This is a genomic window from Streptomyces sp. NPDC045846, from assembly GCF_056431605.1.
On record NZ_JBWKKJ010000005.1, the window covers coordinates 293122 to 311195 of the forward strand.

The following is an 18074-nucleotide window of genomic DNA, read 5'->3' on the forward strand; positions in this document are numbered from 1 at the left end:
AACGAGCGCCTCGCACGGATTCGGTGGCGCTCCTGTTGGCGACCTCATGCCAGGCGCTGGGCCCGGAGGTCGGCCACGTACTTCGTGATCAGCTCCGGTGTCAGATGAGGGATGTCATGATGCCCGTCGAGGGCTGCGGCCCGGACCGCCTCGCGGAAGCGGTCCGCCGGCAGGGCGGATCCGGGAAGCGGCTGTTCCGGGCGGACGAAGGCGTGCAGCAGGGGGAGCAGCGAGTGCCGCTTCTGGCGGTCGGGCAGGCCCCGCAGGGCGGTCTCGAAGCGTTCCAGCCACTCGGCGTAGTCCTGAACTCGCGTCAGTGGATGGCCAGTTGCGGACAACCAGTCGACGAATGTGTCGAGCGAGATGCCGTCGTCGTGCGGGTTGACCACGTTGTAGGTCCGGTAGCCCTCGCGTGCGTCGTCCCCCAGCGCGGTGATGACCCGCGCGGTGAAGTCCACCGGCAGCGCATCGTAGTGGCCGCCGCCTGCGGCCCCCGTGTAGAAACTGCCAGGCGCGATGCCTGTTGCCAGCAGACTCAGCAGCAGGCGCGTGAAGACGTCCGACACGTTGAGCTGGCCGCGATAACGGGGATGCGCGAGGATCAGGTTCGAGCGGAAGACGGCGACCGGATGACCGAACGTTTCGTGTGCGGCGCGCAGCAGCACCTCACCGGCCCATTTGCTGGCAGCGTAACCGTCGGCGTAACTCCCATCGAGGTCGCGCGTCGAGCATGCGGTGCGGATGTCCGCCGACTCATCGCCCGCAGCCTCGTGGCCGAAGGCGACGGCGATCGTGGAGAGGTAGGTGAACTGCTTGACGCGGGAGGTGATCGCGAGCCTGATCAGTTCCGCCGTTCCCACGACGTTGGGGCCGAACAGCTGGTCGTAGGGCAGGACGTGATTGACCAGCGCCGCCGGGTGGACGATCAGGTCCACGGTGTCGGCCAAGGTCCGCCAGGTCTCCTGGTCGAGCCCGAGGTTCGGTTCCCCGATGTCGCCGGCGATCACGTGGAGATGCCGGGCGGCGGACTTGCGGTAGCGCTCGACGAGTTCGGGGTCGCCGCTGTCGAAGGCCGCGTCGAGCCGTGCCCGGGCGGTCTCGGCGGAGGAGCCGCGCACTATGCACACCAGTGTGCCGCCGCGCTCCGCCAGACGCTCCAGCCACTCAAGGCACAGGAACCGGCCCAGGTAGCCGTTGGCGCCGGTCAGCAGGACGGTCTGGGCTGCGGGCAGCGGACCGGTCGGCCTCGCGGTCTGCGCGATGGTCGCCGGGTCGAGGAACGTGTCCAGTTGCAGATCGGCCGCGTGGAGGCGCCTCGCGTCTGGGCCGTGGACGCTGTCGGCGGTCGGGCGGCGCTGTTCCGATGCGAGCGCCCGCTCGATGTGATCGGCCACCTGCCGCAGCGTGTTGACCGGGTTGATGACCACGTCGACCGGTACGTCGACGTGGAAGATCTCCTTGAGCGTCTGGGCGAACGACAGCGCCGTGAGGCTGTCACCACCGAGTTCGGTGAAGCGTGTCCCCGGCTGGACATCATCGTCCTCCTGGCCGAGAAGGGCCCGCACGGACCGAAGGACGCTCTGCAGGACCGGCTGTTCGGTGCCGACTTGGCGCAGGGCCCGCAGCTCGCGGACCTCACGGTCGGCCAACTCGGCGTACAGCGCTTCGAGCCGCTGTCCGTATCGCTTGGTCAGGGCCGGGCGCAGCGGCTTGCGTACTGCGGAGAGCAACCCGTTGTCCTGACTGAACGGCTCGCGCTCGACGAGGAAGTCCCGCGGAATCTCCCAGGAGTTGAGCCCCGCCTCGGTGGCGATGCCACGCAGGGATTCTCGCAGGAGCTGCCGGAGACGCCGGGTGTCCGCGCCGGCGCGGACAAGGGCATCCGTCGTCGGTACGACGACCGCGAGCAGGTGGGCACGGGCGCTGTTGCCGTACAGGAAGATCTGACGGACGGCCGGGCTCCCGGTGAAGAGCGCCTCCAGGCGGGAGACCGCCACGAATTCGCCCTGGGACAGCTTGAGGACGTTGGAGCGGCGGTCCACATACCTCAGCTCGTCGGGGCCGACGCGAGCCATGATGTCGCCCGTGCGGTAGAAGCCGTCCTCGTCGAAGACCTCGGCGGTGGCATCGGGGCGCCGGAAGTAGCCGGGCACGAGCCGGTCGGACCTGACCAGCAGTTCGCCCCTGGGGTGGGGCGAGTCCGTGGCGAAGTATCCCAGCTCGGGAACATCGGCCAGTTGGTAGTCGGTCACCGGTGGGCACAGCACCCGGCCGTCGAGGAGGACGATCCCGGCTTCCGTCGACCCGTAGCCGTCGCACAACCTGATGTGGAGGCAGTCTTCAACGAACGCCCTCATGTCCTCGCTCAGGGGCGCCGAGGCGCTGACGGCCCACAAGAGGCGGCCGCCCATGACCTTCTCCCGCAGCTCCTGCTTCACCCGCTCCTCCGGCCCTGCCCCAGCGCCGCCCGCCTCACACCGGCGGGACCACTCGTCCCGGTAGTGCCGCAGGAGCATGTCGGCGATGCGGGGCACCATGACGAACTCGGTGGGACGGACCAGGGAGAGGTCCTCGAAGAGTGTTGACAGGTCGCTGGACGCCGCGAAACAGGCGAGGCCCCCCTTGGCGAGCGTGCCGAACAGGACGCCCCTTCCCATCATGTGACTCAAAGGCAGGTAGTTCAGCACGATGGCAGGCCGAGCCGTCTGACCTGGGACGAAGTCGACCCAGAACTGCCTGACGTGTCGCTCGGTGTACATGGCGCCCTTGGGGACGCCGGTACTGCCGGAGGTGTAGATCAGAGCGCTGAGCGTGTCGGCCGCAGCCCCCTCAGGAACCCGGGGGAGCGACGGCAGGGTCCTTCCCCGGTCGATGACCGACACGAGCGTGTCCAGGGTCGCGCCGTGGCCCTGCGCCGCGAGCCGACCGCGCGCGGACTCCCATTGCTCCTGGTGGGCGGTGACGCCGGGATGGTGGCCGATGACGACGACCCTGCCCAGCGAGGGGGTGCGGGCCGTGATCTCCAGCGCGAGCTCCAGGTGCTCGATGTCCACGACGAGCAGGCGGGGTTCCGTCTGCTCCACCATGGGGACCAAGTGGTCCGCCGAGGCGCCGACCGGCAGGGGAACGGACACCACCCCGGAGCGGACGCAGGCCAGATTCGCCACGGTGTGCTGGACGCCGGTCGGACCGAGAAGGGCGACGAAGTCCCCTGGATTCACTGCGTGTTCGGGGTGATGCCGCCATTCGGCGGCCACCGCGCCGACCTGTTCCCAGAGCTCGCGGTAGCTGAGTGTGGTGAACCGCTGGAGGCGCCCCAGCGTGGTGCGGCCCGTCTTCGGGTCGGTGACCAGCTCGGTGGCGCGCTCGCCCAGGGCGGGGCGGTCCGCGTACCCCTCCATCACGGCGGCCACCAGGGCAGCCAGGGGGAGTCCGGGACGGCGGATGGCTTCCGTGACGGTGTCCAGGGGCGCGGTGTCGCGGAACTGTAGGTCGGTCGCGCACAGGTGGGCGCTGCGTCGATCGGCGGATGCGTCGAACTCGTCGGAGGGGGAGTGGGAGGGTGACACGAGCAATCTCCTTTGTGGCCGCGGAAATCTGGTCAGGGGTGTGGTGTGTCGCGGGGGGCGGTCCGGTCAGGGGGACGGCCGGCGGGTGCGGCGGCCCTGTCCCGCTCCGTGTCCGGCGGCCGCCGTGGCGACGCCGAGGGAGGACAGGACGGTGAGCGGCAGGGTCCAGCTGTATGTGGTGTCGTGCAGGATGCCGAGGTGGAGGCGGGCCGACGTGACGAGGCAGCCCACGGACTGCGCCATGGCCGCCGGCGCGGGGGGTTCGCCGGAGCTGCCTGCGCGCTGGCCTGAAGGGTCAGTGCGAGGACGAGGCATGTGCCGCTGCCGAGCCTGGCAGTGTGCACGCCACTGGCTCGGCACCGCGCATCCGGGGCAGCCAGGCGAGGAGCGCCGCGATGGTGATGGGGACGCCCCAGGCCGGCGCGGTGTGCCGGGCACCCGGCACGGGCGGAGGGGCAGAGATTCCCGAGGAGACCGCGGCCATGAGGCCCATGACGGTCATAAAGAGAGCGCTGATGCTCTGGGTACAGGGTGCGGGCACGCTCCGTACGATCAGCGCGGGAGCAGCGCATTGCCGAAGGCGATGTCCGCGGGAAGGACCACCGTCCCGGCGAACAGGAAGGTCACGGAGGGAGGGGCGCGGACCACCGTTCCGAAGACCGGCACACCGAGCGCCACCACCCGCGGGCGAGCACTGCCCCCTCGGTGGGAGGCGCGGGCGACCCAGGGCGGTGTCGCGGCGGACGTCGGCAGCGGGAGGGTACTCAGCAGCCCGCCCCCGCTCGCTGTCACGCCGCTGCCGTGCTTGATCTCCGGCAGCAGGGCGCCGACACCCCTGAGGGTGGTCCGCGGGTTCGCCGATACGAGGCAGATCGCGATGATGAGCCCGACCGGCACGGCGGGCCGGGTGGCGGCGGCGACCGGCGTCAGGGAGCTGGATCGCTGAAGGGGTAACGCGTCTGGCTGCGCACTCACTTGCCGTCCACCGCTCGTGGTGCGGTGGTCTCGTGGTCGCGGGTGAGCTGGACGATCTCCGCGGCCGCGGCACGGGCGCCGCCCGCGTCCCGGGCCTCGATCGCGTCGACAAGCCGCCGGTGCAGCCGGGCATGCTCCTCGGCGTGGGCGGCATCCCAGGACAGGCCCCCCAAGGACGAGGCGAGTGCCGTACCGAGATGGTCGTACACCTCCATCAGGAGGTCGTTCCCGCTCGCCCGGACCACAGCCCGGTGGAAGAGTGCGTCGACGTTCGTGGCCGCTGCCGGGTCCTCGCCGGCGCTGGCCGCGTCGGCGTCGGCAAGCAGCTCCCGCATCTGCTGCAGCTGACTCTCGTCGCGGCGCAGGGCCGCGGCTCCCGAGGCGTACTCCTCCAGCACGGTACGCAGTTCCAGCACCTTGTCCCGCTGGGTGGAACTCGCCCGCCGCACCATGACCGACTGAAGCTCACTGGCGGAGCGGACATAGGTGCCGTCCCCGGCCCGGGGTTCCAGCAGCCCCAGGTGCACCAGCGCGCCGATCGCCTCGCGCAGCGTGCTGCGCCCTACGCCGAGTTCCTCGATGAGGGCCTGCTCCGACGGGATCCGTGTCCCGACAGGCCAGCCCCCCGCCTCGATGTGCGAGCGGAGGCTGTCCACGAGCTGAGCGGACAGGCTGGCCGTGCGCCGCGGTGCGTTGATGCGTGTCATGGCAGCAAGGCTACACAAACATCAGACGTTTGAACATCATGTTGTTTGCCTCGCCTTCTACCCACTCAAGTCGCTCCGGTTCGGAGGCGGACGGGCGAGGTGGGGCGACCCAACTTCAGGGGGGCGCTGCGGGGGGCGTGCGTATGGCGCGTCCGCCTGCCACGGCGTGCGGCCCACTGGAGCTGCCGCCGGGCTCAAGATCACTGCGCGGTGCCCGGAACCTGAGGGCGAACCGCCTCCGCGGCACGGAGGAGGCCGGGGGGTCGCGGCGTCACGCGGAGGTGCAGCGCGGCGAGCAGCACGCAGAGTACGGCCATCGTGCACCACGAGGTGGTGGTTCCCGCGCGAGCGAGCAACTGGGTGCCGAGGACGGGGGCCAGCGTTGCGGCGACGCCCCAGCTGGTGCCGAACACGGCCAGGTAGCGGCCGCTTCCGCCGGGCGGGGCGAGGTCGGTGACGAGTGCGTAGACGCGGCCCATGACCAGCAGGTCGCCGAGGCTCCAGACGACCGCCGCGGCGAGCAGCGTCGGCAGCGTGCGGGCCAGGGCGTAACCGGTCAGCCCCGCCGCCAGGAGGAGATGGGCGAGGAAGAGGGCGAGGGGCGTCCTGAGTCTGGACACCCAGGGCAGCTGGATGAGTGGTTGGGCGAGCACGGTGGTCGCCGCTGCGGCGGTGAACAACAGTCCGGCGTCGGCGGCGGGCAAGCCCTGCCGTGCGAGCGCGAGGGGCAGGGTCATCACGGTCTGCTGATGAATCAACGCGTAGGCGGTTCCGGTGGCGAGAACGCCCAGCAGGACGCGGTCCCTCAGCGGCCGCACGGTGATGTCCCCCTGGTCTGCTCCGGGTGGTGCCGGGCGGTCGTGGGGGAGGGCGAGCCGGATGAGCGACGCGCAGGCCAGGCAGGTCGCGGCGTCGATGACGAAGAGCCAGCGCAGATCCCAGCGGCCGACAAGGGCGGCCAGCAGTCCGGCGCCCATGCCGCCCACCGCCAGCGCGGCGCTGAACAGGCTGAACGCGCGCACCCGTTGCGGTTCCGGAACGGACTCGCCGATGATCGCCTGGCTCGGCGGCTCGTAGAGCTCGAAGGCCAGCCCCAGAAGGATCGCGCTGGCGACCGCCCAGGTGAGCGACGCCGAGGCCGCGATGGCCAGTTGGGCCACCGCGCATCCGCAGAGGCCGAGCACGATGGTCGTGCGCCGACCGATCTTGTCGGCCAGTCGTCCGCCGACCAGTCGCGAGGGGATGGTCGCGAGCCCGAAGGTGGCGCTGACCAGCCCGGCGGTGGTCAGGCTGGCGCCGTGGTCGGCGCATATCAACGCGGTGAGAAACGGCAGCGAGAAGGCTCCGAGCCGGTTGACGGTTCGGGCGAGCAGGAGCAGACGGACGGTGCGGGGCAGCGGTTCGGGGCGCAGCACAGCGCCTCCCGTCACTGGTTATTGGTCTATTGTCAGTGACGGACACCGTAGGCAGGCGGAAGGTAACTGGTCAAGTGCTGTTCGACAGTCACATGCGTACCCTGCTCGACGCCTCGGTGGCGCTCGTCAACGCACTGACCGATGGTCAGGCGCGCGGACGTCGCTACCTCGCCCCCGCAGGCGCCGAACAGGTCGGAGCGGTGCGCGCCGCACTCTCCGCGGGGGCAGACCTGAACCTCGACGACGCCAACCGGTTGGCCGACACTGCCCGTGCGCTGCGTACGGTGTTCGAGGCCGTCGCCGACGACCGCCTCGACGACGCGGCTCCCGTCCTCAATACGCTGCTGCGCGAGACCGGCGCCCGCCCCCAGCTGGACCGGGTTCCTGGAGAGCCGTGGCAGGTTCACTTCCATGGCGCCGACGACTCCTATGCGATCGGTTGGAGCGCGGGCTGTGCCACCGGCCTCGCCATGGCTCTCGGCGGCGACTACGCCGGCCGCCTCGGAGTCTGCGCGGCCGCGCGCTGCGACCGGGTCTATGTGGACGTGTCCCGCAACGCGGGTCGCCAGTTCTGCTCGACTGCCTGCCAGAACCGGGTCAAGGCGGCGGCGTTTCGCGCGCGGCAGGCGGGCGAGGGGGCGTGAGACCGCGTTCCCCGCGTCGCGGTGAACCGGGATGCTGCCCACGCTGTTCGCGCCTCGGGGACGCTTCCCGATGCCTGGCCCAGGGACGGTCGACCTCGGCATTCCCCCTCTTCTCCATCAGCTGACCGAGAGGGGGGCCGACGTCGAAGCTCTCCTGCTGCTCCGCCGCAGGCTCAACGGCGGCCCTACCGGCGACCGCTCCACCTCGCGCGCCCGCCCGGGCGGGGTCGGCGTGGCCTGAGCGGACACGGGTCGGCGGGGCTACTCACTTTCCGCCGTGCTCTTCGGCTGCCACGGGTCCGGAACGGGGAGCTCAGCCGGGAGGCGTCTGAGCCGGTGTGGTCGACGGGCTCTCGTCGGGAGAATCGGGCTTGCGCCCCTGGAGCATCGCGCCACGTGAGCGGATGGAGGCGATCGCCTCGGCCAGCTGATCACGCAACAAGTCGGCGGCCGCGGCGGAATCGGCTGGTTTGGTGGCCGGGTCCTGGACGTTTCCTTGACGGTGCTGGTTCATCAGGCGCGCATACCCCGAAGCGGGAACTCCGCACAACCCGACACAGGATTCACACACAGGATCCCGAACACGTACCCCGGCGTCGTGAATCAACCCCTGCGTTCAGTGGTGAATCAACCCCTGCGTTCAACCGGGCAGGCGACCTCAGTCGCCCGTCGGACGGGAACGGCCCGCGCGGTGAGCGAGCCGCTGCGCGTTGACGGTCGGTGGCTGCGGCGGTGCTCGGCTGGATGCGTCCGGCCCAGCGGGCACGCCGGTTCAGGGGGTGTGGTGGATTTCGAGTGCGGCGCGCACGGCCGATTCGAGGGCGCCTTCGATCCAGGCTGGTTTGAGGGAGGTGTGGTCGCCGGCGAAGTGAAGGGGGCCCTCGGGGGTGGCGATGTCGTGGAAGAGCTCGGTGTGCTGACCGGGCAGGAGTACGGATGCCTCGCCGTAGGCGTAGGGGTCGCGTGCCCAGCTCTGGGTGCGTCCGGCTCCGGTGTAGAAGACCTCGATGCGCTGGCCGTAGATCTCCTGGAGTCCGGCCAGGGCGTGGGGGTAGCGGGCTTCGTCGTCGAAGGCGTCCCAGCGCATGGCGTCGTCGGCCCAGGTGTACGAGGCGAGGACGACGCCGCCCCGGCTGCCGGGCACGGGGTGGGAGGGGTTGAAAGTGAACCGGTTGGGGTTGTCGCTGACCGAGCCTCCGCCCAGGCTGCCCACTGGTCCGGGCTGGTCGCGGGAGACCGAGCGGTAAGCGGCGTAGTAGGCACGCTGGTTGTCGGAGAGGCGTTCGCCGGTGACGGAGTCGTGCCGGCCGAGCAGGCTGCCGTCGTCGGGCGCCCGGCCGGTGCGGTAGGAGTCGTAGAGGCGGGGGGCGATGGCGGCGAGTTCACCTTTCCAGTCGTCCTCGCTGAACTCCCACCAGCGGCGGCTGAATTCGAGGACGACCTTGGTGGCGCTGTCGTAGTGCAGTTCGGTGATGGCTCTGCGCTTCCCGTACGACATGAGGGGGGCGGCCTGGATGTGCCGCAGTCCCGAGAACGGGACGGTGATGACGGCGAGGTCCGCGGTGAACTGCTCCCGCACCGGCGCTCCGTCGCGCCCCTCGGACACCGTGTCGACCCACACGTGAGGTCCGGCGGCGCTCACGTGCGGGGTGTCGGTGTGGGGGCGGTCGGGGTGCCAGTACTCGATGCGGGTGACCCGGCGGTCGAAGCGGACACACGGTTCGACCTGCCGCAACAGGGCGTCGGGCAGGGCGGCGGTGCCACCGCGCAGTTCCCAGAAGGTGGTCTGGGGACTGATCAGGGCGGCGTCGAGGAAGCTGTGCAGGAAGGAGAGCGGCAGGCGGGAAGTGATGTCTTCCAGACAGCCGACCAGGTCGATGGTTCCCTCGTCCAGCTTGGCGAACTCGCTCAGGAACCGGCGCATGGACCAGTCGCCGAAGCGCTCGATGACCCGCGCCCACCCGGCGATCATTTCGTCGACCGGCTTGTCCACGCGGCGCCCGTCGGGGCCCAGCGTGCTGAACTCGTCCCGGACCGGGGCCAGTGCATCGCTGAGGATCTTGCTGGAAGGGGTGTTCCACAGCGCGCGGGGAACGCCGAAGGAACGATTCACCCGCTGTGGGTCGCGCGCGTAGTCGGCCCGGCGGACCCGCAGACCGTTGACGTGGATCCAGGTCTGCTGCGCGGGAGTTCCGTCCGGGTGCTCGTCGACCAGGCGGAACTTCTGCCGCGCCACTCCCAGATGGTCGAGAAGCGCCATGACCAGGGGATGGCTCTGCGGAATGCGCATGGCTCCGGCCTCGGCGTACTGGCGCGGGTCGGTGAACGGCTGCTCCGCACGCTCATGACCCCCGGTCCGGAACGTCTTGATCCGTCCGCCCGCACGGTTCCCGTTGGCCTCAAGGAGCGTGACGGTATGCCCCGCGCGCCGCAGCAGCATCGCGGTCACCAGGCCGGCCGGGCCGGCCCCCACCACCAGTACGTTCTTGGGCCGTGCGGCGGAACGGGGAAGACCGCTGCCCACCAGCACCTGCCGGTAGGAGGGCACCAGATCCTGCCCGTCGCTCCCGCGCAGCAGCAGCGCCCGCGCGATCTCCAGGCAGCGCTGGGACAACGAGGCCTCCGTTGGGGGGAGGCGGAGGGCTTCCACGGTCGCGGAAGCCGAGGCGGCGTTGGGTGCGGCTCCAGTGGTGGCAAGAGCGGTCGCCGTCGCCACGGTGGTAGCGGTAAAGCCGCGCCGGGACAGGGAGTTGGGGCGGGAGGGCATCCCGCGCGGTCGAGACGAGTGCATAGCCACACCATGCAGTGCCGCACATCACAGTCCGGGCTTCCCGCTCACGTGCACCCCTGTCTTTAGCCCAAACAGCCCATCCGGTCACGCCCTGGGCCCACTCAAGTGCTCGCCGGGCCGCGTCACGGGGCGGGCCGATCCAGTTCCCGCGTGAAGGGCGCTACGGAGAAGCGTCGAGTTGGTCGAAGCGGGCCAAGGTCTGCCGGTAGGCGTCCGGTTCGATTCCGAGGGGCGGGTTGAAGGAGTGCTGCAGGCTCGATACGAGATACACGCCGAACCCCAGGACGGTCCCCAGCATGATCATCACCAGCATGTGCCGCGGGCCGGCGTTGATGCCGACCAGGGCGGGGAACAGGACGACCAGCAGGGCTGTGGCGATCAGGGCGTAGAAGATCGGGTCCGGAACCGTCCACCGCATGTCGCTGGAGCGCTGATTGCGTGCCGTGGACACCGTGTCCAGAGCCGTCGCGAGCGTGTCCTGCGCGGCTTTCTGCGGGTCGCTGGTTCCCTGCGCGTGTGACGCCGTCAGCCTCGCCCGGTCGAGCATGCCTGAGGCCCGGGTACTCATCTCCTGGTGTCGCATCAGGTCCCACTCCGGTCCGTTCACTTCCGTTACGTAGGCCCTGAGTTGGCGACGCGTCGGCTGCCCCTGGGCCGTGGGCAGTGCACCGGCGGCGACATAGGCGGACTCCAGGCCCCGTGCCTCCTGATAGGTGTGATCGCTTGCGGCATTGCGCTGCTGCCAGGAACTGGCCACCAGGAAAGCCGCCGTCAAGACGAACAGGGCCAATGTCGCGCTCCCGACGAATGCCAGAGCCGGAGCCTCCAGGTGCGCCTTCTTCGATGCCTCGCTGCGCGAAAGCGCCCAGGTAAGTCCCCATGCGGCCGCCGCACCCACGCATGCGCACACAATTCCCACGCCGAACATGTCAGTCCCCTCTTCCGGTTTTCGATGTGCGTGATGCGGAGGTGACGGCCACCAGAAGGGCGGGGAAGAGCACGATCAGCAACGTGAAGAATGCCCAGTCCATCCCCTCCGCCAGCTCACCGGCCCGACCGGCAGGCGTGCGAGCGGCCGCTGCTGTGCCCTGGGGCAACGGCGCCGCCGTCGGCACCGGGGCCACGGCATTGCCCGGCACATTGCCGGCCGGGGCGGCGAGGAACAGGTCCCCCGGCGGCACAGGCACCGGGCCTGGTGGGAAGGGGGGCTGTGCCGCGGCCGGGGGCGCAGGCTGTCCACCGGCCGCCGGGGGAGGTGCCGGGGGCGCAGGCTGTCCACCGGCTGCCGGGAGGGGCGCCGGGGGCGCGGGCGGCGCCCCGGTCGACGCGAGCCCGGGGGCCTGCGCGGGGCGCCGGGCCTGCGTATCGCTACCGGGCGCGCCGAGGGCCGGACGCCGTCTTCCGCTGCCGGACCGGCCCGGTGAGCGGGCGGGCGGGAGCGGCGGGGCAGGCGGCGGCGGAACGACTGCCGGCGGCGGGAGCGGCACGCTGTATTCCGCGGCCGCCTGCGCGGCGAGAGCCAAGGGCGGCAGCAGGGTTCCGGCCGGGGCGACCGCCCGGTCTGCGGTCACTCCCGACACCCGGGCCACCGACTCGTGCCGACCGGGCTGCCCCGGCGCAGGCGCCCAGCACTCCAGCCGCGCTCTGGTCGGCAAACTGCGCGGCAGGCCCATTCCCGAAGCGCACTGCAAAGACGCGGCATTCAGGAGGGGATCCGAAAACTCCAGATGCTCCAGGGGTGCCGGTCCTGCGTATTCAAGAAAATAGGAGAGACGTTTCTGCGACGCGGTCCGGCGGAGGGACAACACCGAGGCGTGGGCGTCGTACCCCGCCACGGCGGAGACACGGGAGGGCCCGTACTCCTCCCATGCCGGGACGCCCGAGGCGGTGGCCCGACCGACGTGCCGTCCCGGCACGGCTCGTACGGACGCCCGGCACACCATCGTCCCCAGCGGCGCCAAGGACGCCCGAGGGCACCGCGCGACGCCCTCCACCGCCTGCCCGTCGAGCACACGCACGTTGCGCAACGCGTATTCAGCGAAATTACGCAGCCGATAGATGCGCACCAGTTCTTGGCCCGCCCTGACTTCGGGACCGGTGGACGGAACACTATTCGTCGAGACCGTCATCCTCAGAGCATCGCTGTCCCCACCTCCCAAAGGCGCCAATCCGAGCAAGCAAACTCCGACACCGGCCAAAGCCACCGCTTTCACGCTGCCGGACCACCTGTGACCGGCATTCATATCGGCATTATCGAATCCCGCAGAGCAGGCGGACGCCTCGGCGCGCGGAATGCGGAGGGACTGAACCGGCATGATCCGCAAGCGGTTGCCGCGATCTTCAGGAAACGGTTCGCACCGACCGGCCCGAGGCGGCGCATCGTGATGGCCCCGGTTGGCGGCAGACTCGGCATCCTTCCAGCAACCGGCCGAGGCGCTGCCCGCGCCCGGATGGGTTGGCCGAACTGACGCTGTACCAGGCAACGTTCGCCCTGAGCCGGACTCCTGCCTGTCGACGACATCGGCCCCTGGCCATAATCGACCGATGAGTACCCTCGAACGTCCTATGCCGCCCCTGAACGGGGACGAGCGCACCACGCTCGAAGCCTGGCTCGACTTTCATCGCACCACCCTCGCCATGAAGTGCGAGGGCCTCGACGATGAGCAGGCCGCTGTTGCGAGCGTGCCACCGTCCGGCTTCACTCTGACCGGGCTAGTCCAGCACATGGCGGAAGTCGAGCGGAACTGGTTCCGCCGAGTGCTGGCCGGAGAGCGAGTCCCGCCCATCCACGATCCGCAGGCAGACCCGGCCGCTCCCGACGGCGGCTTCGAACTGGCCGAGGGCGCCACCCTGCGCGACGCCCTCTCCACCTGGCGGGGCGAGATCGCCCGCGCCCGCGAACACTGTGCCAACACTGCCCTGACCGACACGGGTCGCTTCATGGGGCAGGACGTCAGCCTTCGCTGGATCTACGTCCACATGATCGAGGAGTACGCCCGCCACAACGGCCACGCGGATCTCCTCCGGGAACGCATCGACGGCGCCACCGGTGTGTGACGCCAGATCACCCGCTGAGTGAGGATCTCTCCTCAAAAGCGAGCCCCCTCACCGCCCGGGGGAGGCCGTTCACCGGGCTGCCCCGCGCTCTCTGTGAGGGGGACCGTCTGTGCCCCGTCCCGGTCCTGGGACCCTGCTGCCGGGTAGTGCGGCAGGCGCGTTAACGTGAGGGAATTCCCAGGTCATGGGCCTACGCCCACCAGGACTCAGAACAACAAGGGGCGGACGGCATGACGGAGATCCTGACCATCGGGGCGCTGTTGGTGCTGCCGACCATCGGACTGGCTTTGCTGCTCGCCCATCTCGTACGGCGGCTGCTGATGATGCGCCGGGTCGTTTTGCACGGTGAGGCCGCGGTGGCCGAGTGCGTCGAGGTCCGGGACGTCGCCTCGAACTCCACTGACATGGATGGCCACCGCTTTCACATCTTCGCCTTCGTGACCCGCGACGGCCGTCGCATCACCTACACCGAGGACGCCGTGGCCTCGTACACCCACGTCGGATACCGGGCCACGGTCCACTACGATCCGGCAGACCCGGCCCGCACGGCCACGATCGGAGGCCGGGACGACCTGGCACCCGTGCTGGTGCCTGGGTGTGCGGCGCTCGGCGTCGGTGCCGTGCTCGCGATCCTCCTGTGGATCGACGTCTCGGTGCTGTTCCCGTAGCGATTCCCGCACCATTTCCCAGGGCTCACCGAGCGATCCGCAGACCGCGCGGCATGTACTACACCACCGCCGACCGCCGGAAAACCTGTGGCAGGGGCGGTCGGCGGTGGTGAGGATCGCGGCATGTCCAACTTCCTGGAGACCGACCGGCTCGTCCTGCGCGCGTTCGCGACGACCGACACCGACCACCTGCTCGCCCTGGACAACGCTCCCGAGGTCATGCGCTTCATCAACGGGGGGCGCCCCACCAGCCGTGAGGCGATCGAGACGCGAGTCCTGCCGCGTCTCCTGCACGATTACCCGTGCTGGGGAACCCGTGGCTACTGGGCCGTGGAAGAAAGGACCACTCGCACCTGGCTGGGTTGGTTCGAATTCCGGCCGGTGGACGAGCACAGCCCCGCAGTGGTCGAACTCGGCTACCGCCTGAACCAGGCGGCGTGGGGGCACGGTTACGCCACGGAAGGATCCAAGGCGCTGATCCACAAGGGGTTCACGGAGCTGGGGGTCGAGAGGGTCACGGCGAACACGATGGCCGTCAACAGCCGTTCCCGCCGCGTCATGGAGAAGTCCGGACTGTCCTTCGTCCGGCACTTCACGGGGGACTGGCCGGAGGCGATCGAGGGCTCGGAGCACGGTGAAGTCGAGTACGAACTCACCCGCGCCGAGTGGGAGCAGGGGTAGGGAGGCGTCAACAGCTCGGACGACAACCCTTGACGGGGTCCGGCCTGCTGGCGGGGTGGTACGGAGAGGTGGTGCGGGTCTGAGAGTGTGGAGGGATGGATATCCGTCGCAGGAACAACGTCACGGTCACCGGCAACCCGAGCGGGCGCACGGTGGTGCTGGCGCACGGGTTCGGGTGCGACCAGAACATGTGGCGGCTCACCGTGCCTGCCCTGGCCCGGGACTACCGGATCGTACTGTTCGACTACGTGGGGTCAGGACGGTCGGAGTTGTCCGCGTTCTCCGAGGACCGCTACGCCACCTTGGACGGCTACGCCCGCGACGTGGTGGAGATATGTGAAGCCCTCGACCTGCGTGAGGCGGTCTTTGTGGGGCACTCCGTGAGCGCGATGATCGGCGTGCTCGCCGCGGACCTGGCTCCGCACCGCATCGGCGCGCTCGTGATGGTCGCTCCCTCCCCGCGCTACATCGACGACGAGGGGTACCGGGGTGGGTTTAGCCCCGATGACATCGAGGAACTCCTCGCGTCGTTGGAGTCGAACTATCTGGGGTGGTCCGCAGCGATGGCACCGGTAATCATGGGGAACGCGGAACGGCCGGAGCTGGGAGAAGAGCTGACGAACAGCTTCTGCGCGACCGATCCGGACATGGCGCGTGTCTTCGCCCGCACCACGTTCCTGTCCGATTCGCGCGACGACCTGAAGGGCGTGCGCGTGCCGACGCTGGTGCTGGAGTGCACCCAGGACGCCATCGCTCCGCGCGAGGTCGGTGCGTACGTCCACCAGGCGATCGAGGGCTCGGAGCTGGTGACTCTCGACGCGACCGGCCACTGCCCCCACCTGTCCGCCCCGGGCGCCACCAACGATGCCATCACCTCGTTCTTGCGGACTCTGGCGTGACGTGCCGCACAGGCGAGCAACCGGATCCGCCCGACCCGCAGGACAGCGGCAACGCACCGACGCCGAACGCGGCGTTCGCGGCCCTGCTGGAGGACAGTGCCGAGGAACTGTACGACCAGGCGCCCTGCGGCTACCTGTCCACCTTGATGGACGGCACCATCGCGAAGATCAACAGCACCCTGCTGAGCTGGCTGGGCATGGAGCGCGAGGCAGTGGTGGGCCGGATGCGGTTCACGGACCTGTTGACGGTGGGCGGCAAGCTGTATCACGAGACGCACTTCGCCCCCCTGCTACAGATGCGCGGCGAGATAAGCGGCATAGCTCTGGAGATCAAGCGAGCCGACGGCACACGCGTACCGGTGCTGGTCTCCTCCGTGGTCAAGCGGGGCGACAGCGGTGAGGCGCTGCTGATCCGCACCACCCTCTTCGACGCGCGCGACCGGCGTGCCTACGAGGAAGAACTCCTGCGCGGCCGACAGGCCGCCGAGGAAGCACGGCGACAGGCGGAAGCGGACCGCGCCCGGCTGCAGGACGCGCTCGCCGTACTGCAGAAGTCACTGCTCCCCGACGTCCTGCCGTCGATCCCCGGCATGGAGGCGGCGGTCTACTACCACACCGCCTCGCCGGACCGGCTCGGCGGCGACTTCTACGACGTCTTCCCCATCGACGGCAAGCGCTACGGTTTCTTTCTCGGGGACGTGTGCGGCAAGGGCCCCCAAGCCGCCGCCGTCACGTCGCTGACCCGCTACACCCTGCGCGCGGCGGCCCTGCACGATCCCGACCCGGTCTCCGTCCTGACCACCCTGAACACGGTGTTGCACGAGCGGTACAACGGGGGTGACCCGCGCTATTGCACCGCCATCTTCGGCGTTCTGGAGCCGGATCCCACGACCGGCGACACTTCGGTGAGCCTGGCCTCGGGCGGACATCCCCCCGCTCTCGTTCTGCGCGCCGACGGCACCGCGGACTTCCTGCCCACCCCGGGCGGCCTCCTCGTCGGCATCCTTCCCTCCGCCCACTTCGCCACCGCCGCCACCACCCTGGAGCAGGGCGACACACTCCTGCTCTACACCGACGGTCTCACCGAGGCTCGTACCGGTGAGAACAGGACTGCCCTCTACGGCGACCAGGCGCTGCGTGCCTTCGCCACCGAGCTTGCCGGCCAGTCACCCCATGCCGTGGTCCAGGCCCTGACCGGCCTCCTGGACGACTTCGGTGACGGCCTCGACGACGACACCGCCTTGCTGGCCCTCGGTATCCCGGCCGCCCCCCGCCAGTAGCCCAACTCACAGACGAAAACAGCAGAATGAACCCGCTGGTTATTACCCTCCACAGCACCACCACCGGCCCTGTGCTCCAGATCGACGGGGACCTCGACTACGCCACCGCACACACTCTGCGCGAGCACCTTCCGGCCCTCGCCCTCCAGCCCGGCCAACGACTCGTCCTGGACCTGAGCGGCCTGCAATTCTGCGATTCGAGCGGCATTACCGCGATGATCGCCGCACACAACCACGCAACGTCCGCTCGCGCCGGGTTCGCCCTCGCCAACGTCCCCGCACGCACCCTCTCCGTGCTCCGGACCGTCGGCCTCGATCAGATCTTCCCGGTCCTCCCCGCAAGCGATACGCCGGACGTATCCTGACCCGACTTCGCGAACTGCGGGAGCAGGGGCGGGAGAAGGGGCCTTGAATCAGGGGACGCATTTGGCGACGCCGACGACTGTGTCTTACTCCTGGTGCAGGAACCGCGCGTTGCGGGACCGCGGCGACGGCTTCCTGGAGGCGTGGTTCCGATATACGGAGGCCGACGCCGCGGCCATTGGGTGCTGGTACCCGGAATCCGGTGCAGGACCCACACGCGCGTGAAGTTCCCCGAACTGGCTTGGACATCGGAGTGGGGGCTCCCCGTCCCAGCAGGACGGGGAGCCCCCACCATGGTGATTACGTGTGCCTGGCTTCTACCAGCGGTACCAGCGTGCACTTCCGCCCTTGGGTCGGGCGACGAACCCGATCAGCCAGGCGATGAGCACGATGACGGCGATCCACCACAGCGCCTTGAGTGCGAAACCCGCGCCGAAGAGGATCAGGGCCAGCAGCAGAACGAGAAGCAGGGGAACCATAGTTATCAACCTCCGAGCAAGCGGATGCCCCGCCGAAGCAGGCTTACACCGTTGTAACGCGACTGTTTAGGAGATTCTCAACCGGGCATTCGTCTTTCCCTTTCCGCTGGTGAAGCGGGTTTGCCGGGTGGTGTTGTCGACAAGAGGGCCGGGTTCTTCAAGGTGATGCGATCTCGCCTGTTTGCGGCGGCGGATGCGGGACATGCGATTCCTTGAGTGCAATACGGCTAATCGTGGTGCAAGAGGAGTTGAGCGCAATGGCAGGCGACGAGAAGACGCAGTCCAAGGTCGAGCAGGCCAAGGGCAAGGTCAAGGAGAAGGCGGGCAGCGCGGTCGGCAACGAGCGCCTGGAGGCCGAAGGCCGCGCCGAGCAGGCCAAGGGCGATGCCCGCGAAGCGAAGGAGAAGGTGAAGGACGTCTTCAAGGACTGACCGGCACCGCTCCGTAGACACGCCCTGGGGGGGGGGGGGGGGGAAAAAGGGGGGGGGGGGGGGGGGAGAGGGGGGAGGGGGGGGGGGGGGAACCGCGGGGGAAGAAGGGAAGAAA

The 18074-nt window shown here is 69.6% G+C and carries 17 protein-coding genes; 8 read left to right on the forward strand and 9 right to left on the reverse strand.

Annotated elements, in window-relative coordinates; genetic code table 11:
* Positions 1 to 44 precede the first annotated feature (44 nt).
* From car to AC07F3_RS16395, 5 genes are all read right to left on the reverse strand, one after another.
* Positions 45 to 3569, reverse strand: coding sequence for a carboxylic acid reductase (car, locus tag AC07F3_RS16375; protein ID WP_479114551.1), 3525 nt, complete (start codon positions 3567 to 3569; stop codon positions 45 to 47).
* Positions 3570 to 3635: 66 nt separating this feature from the next.
* Positions 3636 to 3812 carry a hypothetical protein gene (locus AC07F3_RS16380; protein WP_479114553.1) on the reverse strand — a complete coding sequence of 59 codons (177 nt, stop codon included), beginning with the start codon at positions 3810 to 3812 and terminating at the stop codon, positions 3636 to 3638.
* 309 nt (positions 3813 to 4121) lie between these two features.
* Positions 4122 to 4544: a hypothetical protein gene (locus tag AC07F3_RS16385; RefSeq protein ID WP_479114555.1), complete on the reverse strand. Its 423-nt coding sequence runs from the start codon at positions 4542 to 4544 to the stop codon at positions 4122 to 4124.
* Entirely contained in the window at positions 4541 to 5251 is a 711-nt protein-coding gene (locus AC07F3_RS16390; RefSeq protein WP_479114557.1) for a FadR/GntR family transcriptional regulator, read from the reverse strand. The genes AC07F3_RS16385 and AC07F3_RS16390 overlap by 4 nt, the downstream gene beginning before the upstream one ends.
* A gap of 200 nt (positions 5252 to 5451) precedes the next feature.
* Positions 5452 to 6666, reverse strand: coding sequence for an MFS transporter (locus AC07F3_RS16395; RefSeq protein WP_479114559.1), 1215 nt, complete (start codon positions 6664 to 6666; stop codon positions 5452 to 5454).
* Positions 6667 to 6740: 74 nt separating this feature from the next.
* Here AC07F3_RS16395 and AC07F3_RS16400 point away from each other — a divergent pair, with 74 nt between their 5' ends.
* Positions 6741 to 7310, forward strand: a complete 570-nt coding sequence (locus AC07F3_RS16400) for a CGNR zinc finger domain-containing protein (RefSeq protein WP_479114561.1) — start codon at positions 6741 to 6743, stop codon at positions 7308 to 7310.
* Positions 7311 to 7623: 313 nt separating this feature from the next.
* Here AC07F3_RS16400 and AC07F3_RS16405 read toward each other — a convergent pair whose 3' ends face one another.
* The 3 genes from AC07F3_RS16405 to AC07F3_RS16415 form a co-directional block, all read right to left on the reverse strand.
* The gene (locus AC07F3_RS16405; protein WP_479114563.1) at positions 7624 to 7824 is read right to left on the reverse strand and encodes a hypothetical protein; all 201 of its coding nucleotides are present in this window, start codon (positions 7822 to 7824) and stop codon (positions 7624 to 7626) included.
* A gap of 258 nt (positions 7825 to 8082) precedes the next feature.
* Positions 8083 to 10077, reverse strand: coding sequence for a flavin monoamine oxidase family protein (locus AC07F3_RS16410; RefSeq protein ID WP_479114935.1), 1995 nt, complete (start codon positions 10075 to 10077; stop codon positions 8083 to 8085).
* 184 nt (positions 10078 to 10261) lie between these two features.
* Complete coding sequence (locus AC07F3_RS16415; protein ID WP_479114565.1) at positions 10262 to 11029, reverse strand: bestrophin-like domain; 768 nt, start codon at positions 11027 to 11029, stop codon at positions 10262 to 10264.
* Between the two features lie 1616 nt (positions 11030 to 12645).
* Between AC07F3_RS16415 and AC07F3_RS16420 the strand changes: the two genes are divergently transcribed.
* The 6 genes from AC07F3_RS16420 to AC07F3_RS16445 all read left to right on the forward strand — a co-directional run bounded on the left by AC07F3_RS16420 (position 12646) and on the right by AC07F3_RS16445 (position 17051).
* The gene (locus AC07F3_RS16420) at positions 12646 to 13158 is read left to right on the forward strand and encodes a DinB family protein (RefSeq protein ID WP_479114567.1); all 513 of its coding nucleotides are present in this window, start codon (positions 12646 to 12648) and stop codon (positions 13156 to 13158) included.
* A 230-nt stretch (positions 13159 to 13388) separates the two neighbouring features.
* Entirely contained in the window at positions 13389 to 13826 is a 438-nt protein-coding gene (locus AC07F3_RS16425; protein WP_479114569.1) for a DUF3592 domain-containing protein, read from the forward strand.
* A 123-nt stretch (positions 13827 to 13949) separates the two neighbouring features.
* Entirely contained in the window at positions 13950 to 14507 is a 558-nt protein-coding gene (locus AC07F3_RS16430) for a GNAT family N-acetyltransferase (RefSeq protein ID WP_479114571.1), read from the forward strand.
* A gap of 95 nt (positions 14508 to 14602) precedes the next feature.
* On the forward strand, positions 14603 to 15406 hold the full coding sequence (locus AC07F3_RS16435) for an alpha/beta fold hydrolase (protein WP_479114573.1): 804 nt from the start codon (positions 14603 to 14605) through the stop codon (positions 15404 to 15406).
* Positions 15403 to 16686 (forward strand): PP2C family protein-serine/threonine phosphatase, encoded by a 1284-nt coding sequence (locus tag AC07F3_RS16440; RefSeq protein WP_479114575.1) that lies wholly within the window; start codon positions 15403 to 15405, stop codon positions 16684 to 16686. Before AC07F3_RS16435 ends, AC07F3_RS16440 begins: the two co-directional genes overlap by 4 nt.
* Positions 16687 to 16712: 26 nt before the next feature.
* The gene (locus AC07F3_RS16445; protein WP_479114577.1) at positions 16713 to 17051 is read left to right on the forward strand and encodes an STAS domain-containing protein; all 339 of its coding nucleotides are present in this window, start codon (positions 16713 to 16715) and stop codon (positions 17049 to 17051) included.
* A 315-nt stretch (positions 17052 to 17366) separates the two neighbouring features.
* Here AC07F3_RS16445 and AC07F3_RS16450 read toward each other — a convergent pair whose 3' ends face one another.
* Entirely contained in the window at positions 17367 to 17528 is a 162-nt protein-coding gene (locus AC07F3_RS16450; RefSeq protein ID WP_114040230.1) for a DUF5670 family protein, read from the reverse strand.
* Between the two features lie 257 nt (positions 17529 to 17785).
* Here AC07F3_RS16450 and AC07F3_RS16455 point away from each other — a divergent pair, with 257 nt between their 5' ends.
* Positions 17786 to 17959: a CsbD family protein gene (locus AC07F3_RS16455; protein ID WP_114040231.1), complete on the forward strand. Its 174-nt coding sequence runs from the start codon at positions 17786 to 17788 to the stop codon at positions 17957 to 17959.
* Positions 17960 to 18074: the final 115 nt, after the last annotated feature.